The following is a 5,758-nucleotide window of genomic DNA, read 5'->3' as shown; positions in this document are numbered from 1 at the left end:
TTATTACTAACGCGAGGCGTCGCTCTGAGAAAGGTGAATATCAACTGGCCGAGTGGGACTTGCGTACTATTCGTCATTGTAAATTCATTTGGTTACCAAGCGGCAAAGAAGCTGAAGACAAGCATTGGGCTGAATGGCTGCAAAAACATCCTAGTATTGATGCCTATATTGGCGCTCAGCGCCTATTAGACGGAAGGGATCACCACAGGTTTGCGCATTACAATCATCTGCAGTCTGCCTACCCTTTCCCTGTTATTGCTTGTACAGGTGTACTCATGCATCACGCCGACAGGCTGCCGCTTCAACATGTATTGCATGCTACTAACGTGCATACCAGTGTAGATAAAATAGGTCGGGATGCGTTGAATAATGCAGAGCGTTGTCTGCGAACCGTACAAAAAATTAAGAAGCTTTACCCTGAGAAATGGATTGCCAATACCAATGCCCTTGCTCACGCATTCACATTTTCTTTAGAAGAGCTGCGCTACCACTATCCTGCGGAGCTTGTACCTGAAGGGTATACGCCCACTTCGTATTTGCGGGAACGTGTAGAGGCCGGTATAAAAGTGCGCTTTCCTGAAGGTATAACCCCTGATATTCGCCAAACCATAGAAAAAGAACTTACGCTTATTGCCGAGCAAGAGTATGAGTATTTCTTTTTAACCATTTACGACATTGTTCAGTTTGCCAAGCGACAACGTATTTTGTATCAAGGGCGCGGCTCTGCGGCCAACTCGGTAGTGTGCTATTGCTTGGAAATAACCGCAGTAGACCCAAGGCAAATAAGTGTGCTGTTCGAGCGCTTTATTTCCAAAGAGCGTAACGAACCGCCAGATATTGATGTGGATTTTGAGCATCAACGCCGTGAAGAGGTCATCCAATACATTTATCAAAAGTACGGCCGGGAAAGAACCGCTATCGCGGCTACGGTTATTTGCTATCGCTTCAAGTCAGCGTTTAAAGATGTGGGCAAGGCGCTGGGCTTTAGCGAATCACAGCTTGATTTTGTGGTAAAGCAGATTAATCGCCGAGACAGCGTTATTCCGTGGAAGTCTCAACTGGCAGGGCTTGGGCTAAATCCTGAGGAGCCTAGAGTACTGCAGTTAATTACCCTTACCGAAGCTTTACTCGGCACGCCCCGACACTTGTCGCAACACGTAGGTGGTTTTGTTATTAGCGCAGGGCCGCTCTACGATCTTGTTCCTGTCGAGAACGCCGCGATGGAAGAGCGCACTATTATTCAGTGGGATAAGGACGACATTGAAACCTTAGGCCTTTTAAAAGTGGATGTACTGGCGCTTGGGATGTTGAGCGCTATACGTCGTGCATTCTCTCTTATCAATAAACAATACCCTGTTGAAACCAGTATTCCGTTCATTACTAAGCTCGGAGATGACAAACAGGTTTTCGATATGATTTGTCGGGCCGATACGGTAGGCGTTTTTCAAATAGAATCACGGGCTCAGATGTCTATGCTGCCAAGACTCAAACCTCGTCGCTATTACGATTTGGTCGTACAAATAGCCATTGTACGGCCAGGTCCGATTCAGGGTGATATGGTCCACCCTTATTTGATACGCCGACACGGCAACGAAACCATTAGCTATCCATCTAAAGATGTGGAGAAAGTTCTGTCTCGCACCATGGGCGTGCCTATCTTTCAAGAACAAGTGATTCAGCTTGCCATGGTTGCAGCTGGCTTCAGTGGCGGAGAAGCCGATCAACTGCGGCGCGCAATGGCGAGCTGGAAAAAAGACGGTAGAATTTTTGAGTTCAGAGACAAGCTTATTAAGGGGATGACGGATAAAGGCTATGACAGTACGTTCGCCCACAACTTATTTGAACAAATAAAAGGCTTTGCAGGTTACGGCTTTCCTGAATCGCACTCAGCATCTTTTGCCGTATTAGCTTATGTGTCTTGCTGGTTGAAGTTTTACTTTCCTGTTGAGTTCTACGTAGCGCTGTTAAATAGCTGGCCCATGGGGTTTTATTCTCCGTCTCAGTTAGTTCAAGATGCTAAGCGTCACAACATACGGGTAGAAGCGCCCTGTGTTAACCAATCTGACGTTGAGCATTCTCTGGTGGTACAAGGCCAAAAAAAACACATTCAGCTTGGTCTTAAGCTTATTAAAGGCTTAAGTGAAGCATCGTCTCAGCTTATCGTGGAAAACCGTTCAGACAAAAGCTACACCAATGTTGAACAATTGCAGCAGCTATCGCTTAAAAGTCACGAACTAGAGGCACTGGCCAGCGCCGATGCCCTTCGCGCTATTTCAGGCAATCGATATGAAACTCGCTGGCGAATTATGGATACTCAAACGCGTTTACCACTGTTTAATACTGACGATTTTTATGCAGATAAAAATGCCACACCGCTCGGCGCTACGCCTTCTGAGGCAGAAAACTTACTTGAAGACTATGCCTCAACCGGCTTATCGGTAAATAACCACCCTATTTCTTTACTCAAGAAGCGGCATAAGCTTAAAGACATAAGCTGGTCTAATTCACTTAAAGACAAGACAAATAAATCAGTTGTAAAAGTGCTTGGCGCAGTAACAGGTCGTCAAGCACCAGGCACTGCCGCAGGTGTTACCTTTCTGACTTTGGAAGATGATATAGGCAATATGAACGTTGTGGTGTGGCAAGCTACCGCTCGTGCTCAGCAACAAACATTCTTAAAAGCTAAACTGTTACAGGTAAATGGTATTATTGAACGCTCCAAAGAGGGAGTTATTCATATCATCGCAGGTAAGCTTATTGATCGGACGCCGTGGCTCGAAAAGCTGTCATTAAGTTCAAGAGATTTTCACTGAGTATTTTACACCCGCAAAACGATAAATTATGGTGTATAGATACGCGACTTATTTTTGTATTAAAAAACTTCCTCTCAAGGAAATGCTTCAAAGATAATTTATTTGTATATTGTAAATTGCTGTAGTCATTTTGGAGTTTAGAATGATGCGATGTATTGGGCTTTTCATTGGCTGTTTGTTTAGCCTTAATATTTATGCAGATAAATATGTGATTGGCGCACAAAACTTAGCTTATTTCCCCCATTACGATTTTGCATCATCAACAGATAAAGGGGTTGCTTGGTCAATTTTAGAAGCTTTTTCTGAAGCTTCGGGACACGAGTTTGTGTATTTAAGCTTGCCTATAAGACGGCTTCAACTCGAGTTAGTTAAAGGTAATGTTGACTTTGTATACCCTGATAATAGAGGCTGGTATAACAGCATTACCACTTCAAATGACAAGTACTTTTCCCTCCCATTAACCAGCGCAGTAACGGGGACAATTGTAAAACGACAGAACGCTGGGAAAGGCATCGAAAAGATAAAAAACCTCGCTATGCCGTTAGGCTTCACACCGGTAAATTGGCAAGAAAGAATAGACACGCAACGTACCCAAATAACTTGGGTTACGGATATTCAACAAGGCTTGGCGCTTTTGTACCAAGAACGTGTAGACGGGTTAGATTTAGAGTATTTCGTTAGCCAGCGATCTGCTCCTCTATCATATGAGCAAGACGCATTTACTTTAGATTTGACGCTTCCACATAATGAAATTCCTTTTTCCCTATCTACGCTTTATCATCAAGACATTATTAGTGAACTTAATAAGTTCATATCCTCAAATCCAGAATTAATTGATAGTATAAAAACAAAATACGGAATAACCCCTTTCGAGCAGTTGTCTCAGAAGCTTTTGATAGAACAAGGATTGAAAATTGAAGAGGTTTGGAAATAGTATTCGTCGCTTTGTGCAAATGGTTGTACTACCAGTTGCATGCACACTTTCAAGCCCTTTTATTTCAGCTGATACCTATATCGTAGGCGCTCAAAATATTGAATATTATCCGTATTACAACTTTTCATCGGATCATGAAAAGGGGTTGGGTTGGGCTATTCTTGAAGCATTCTCAAAGCAAAGCGGACATCGCTTTGTATACTTGAGCATGCCAGTTAAACGCCTTCAGATAGAATTGAAAAAAGGCAATGTAGACTTTGTCTTTCCTGATAACGGCAGATGGTATGATCAAATAACCCATAGCCTTAACAAAGTATATTCTGAACCTCTGGCAGAAACATTCGCCGTGACTTTGGTTAAAACAGATAACCTTGGTAAAGGAATTACTCATATAACAAAACTTGCCACGCCAGACGGATTTTCCCCTGTAAAGTGGGAACAGCAAATTAAGAACGGTACCGTTAAGGTAACAGGCGTAAACAGTATTTATGATGGGCTTAATCTTCTACAGAGCGATAAAGTAGATGCTTTAGATGTGGAATATAATGCCGCTAAAAACGTTGCTCGTCGCTTTCCGCAAATGGGACCATTTGCCGCTGATTTAACCCTGCCACACAACGTTGTCTCATTTTCGCTATCAACCTTAAAACACCCCGAGATCATTGCCGAGCTCAATACATTCATACTTTCAGAATCTGAAAGCATAAATAAAATTAAAGCGAAGTATGGTATTGAAGATACAAAGCAACTGATCGAGCGTCTGATGGAAGAGCAACATGTAAGTGCAGATACACGCTGGACACCTTTGTAAAAACTTCAACAGTGTCAGTAAATTACACTACTCGCGTGGAATAGTTCGGCATTTAGTTTTTATTATCTCTTTGAAATTAAAATAATTTTTAATTGGAAAAAATTTTGCTTGTTGATTATCAGATCAAGGAGCAATTATGAAACAGGCATCACTACTTCTATTTTCTTTTTTCATTATTTTCACCGCAAGTAGCGTACAAGCGAAACAAACCGTGAGTGTAGATTATATGCACGGCTTTGACGATATCGATGGTATGCGCTTCGCGTACAGGCCACTTGAACAAACGCTTACTACTGATTGGTTTGGCGACCTAAAGCTATACTGGGAAGTGAGTGCCGTAGTGTGGGAGTATGGTGAAAACGATACACATAGTACAAGCTACGGCGCGTCATTAACTCCTGTATTTATGAAACAGGTTTCAACGCTCTATGACAAATATCCCGTATATATAGAAGCGGGGATAGGAGCGAGTTACATAGGTAATCAGAAAGTCGCTGGTAAAGATATTGGATCTAACTATCAGTTCGAAGACAGATTAGGTGTGTTTGTAGAGATCGATAAGAAACAACATGTCGCACTGCGCTATATGCACTTTTCAAACGGCGGCTTCAACAATGACAACCCCGGATTAGACTTCCTGAACCTATCCTACGCCTACCACTTTTAAAGACATGGGGTCAGAGTACATTTCTGCACTGCAAACAACGACGCTAGGCTGTGTTGTTAGACTGTTAAGATCATTCATTCAAAAAAGTACACTGACCCCATTATTCTATATTCAAGCTGACATGTTCCTCGGCCTCTTTATGATAAGGGAGTAAAGCCTTTAAGCTGCCCATAATTGGGGGTCAGAGTACATTTTCATTTCGCCATCATCTGGTTAAGGGCCGTTAATATTTTGAGGAGAATTGGAAGTATTAATGTACTCTGACCCCATTTTTTGTTCCTTCCAAACGCAAAAAACCCGCCGTAAGGCGGGTTCTTCTTAATGGGACCTGGCAGTGTCCTACTCTCACATGGGGAAACCCCACACTACCATCGGCGCTAATACGTTTCACTTCTGAGTTCGGAATGGAGTCAGGTGGTACCGTATCGCTATGGCTGCCAGGAAAAACTGGTTTGCAGTAGCGTTTACTGCGTAAAGCTGAGAACTCTCAACCTCACTAATTTCTGTTAGCTCGCATACATAAAATGCTGTAG

Annotated in this window: 4 protein-coding genes and 1 rRNA gene; 4 read left to right on the top strand and 1 reads right to left on the bottom strand. The window is 42.8% G+C overall.

Annotated elements, in window-relative coordinates; translation table 11 throughout:
• From QVA83_RS19060 to QVA83_RS19045, 4 genes are all read left to right on the top strand, one after another.
• Window positions 1-2,813, top strand: a 2,813-nt coding sequence (locus tag QVA83_RS19060) for an error-prone DNA polymerase (protein WP_287498814.1), incomplete at its 5' end; no start/stop codon positions are given.
• A gap of 142 nt (window positions 2,814-2,955) precedes the next feature.
• Window positions 2,956-3,747, top strand: a complete 792-nt coding sequence (locus QVA83_RS19055; protein ID WP_069943475.1) for a transporter substrate-binding domain-containing protein — start codon at window positions 2,956-2,958, stop codon at window positions 3,745-3,747.
• Window positions 3,728-4,558 carry a substrate-binding periplasmic protein gene (locus tag QVA83_RS19050; RefSeq protein ID WP_287498813.1) on the top strand — a complete coding sequence of 277 codons (831 nt, stop codon included), beginning with the start codon at window positions 3,728-3,730 and terminating at the stop codon, window positions 4,556-4,558. The genes QVA83_RS19055 and QVA83_RS19050 overlap by 20 nt, the downstream gene beginning before the upstream one ends.
• Window positions 4,559-4,694: 136 nt before the next feature.
• Complete coding sequence (locus QVA83_RS19045) at window positions 4,695-5,225, top strand: acyloxyacyl hydrolase (RefSeq protein ID WP_014975262.1); 531 nt, start codon at window positions 4,695-4,697, stop codon at window positions 5,223-5,225.
• 326 nt (window positions 5,226-5,551) lie between these two features.
• Here QVA83_RS19045 and rrf read toward each other — a convergent pair.
• Window positions 5,552-5,667 (bottom strand): 5S ribosomal RNA (gene rrf / locus QVA83_RS19040).
• Window positions 5,668-5,758: the final 91 nt, after the last annotated feature.

Source organism: Alteromonas sp. AO-Serp (assembly GCF_017849675.1).
Classification (GTDB): Bacteria; Pseudomonadota; Gammaproteobacteria; order Enterobacterales; family Alteromonadaceae; genus Alteromonas; species Alteromonas macleodii.
Note: the sequence above shows the minus strand (reverse complement) of the source record. Positions and strands in the feature narration are given on the sequence as shown.

What these genes read in the sequence shown, in the direction of transcription:
- QVA83_RS19055 (WP_069943475.1), top strand. Translation starts at nt 2,956, where the DNA reads ATGATGCGATGTATTGGGCTTTTCATTGGCTGTTTGTTTAGCCTTAAT.
- QVA83_RS19045 (WP_014975262.1), top strand. Translation starts at nt 4,695, where the DNA reads ATGAAACAGGCATCACTACTTCTATTTTCTTTTTTCATTATTTTCACC.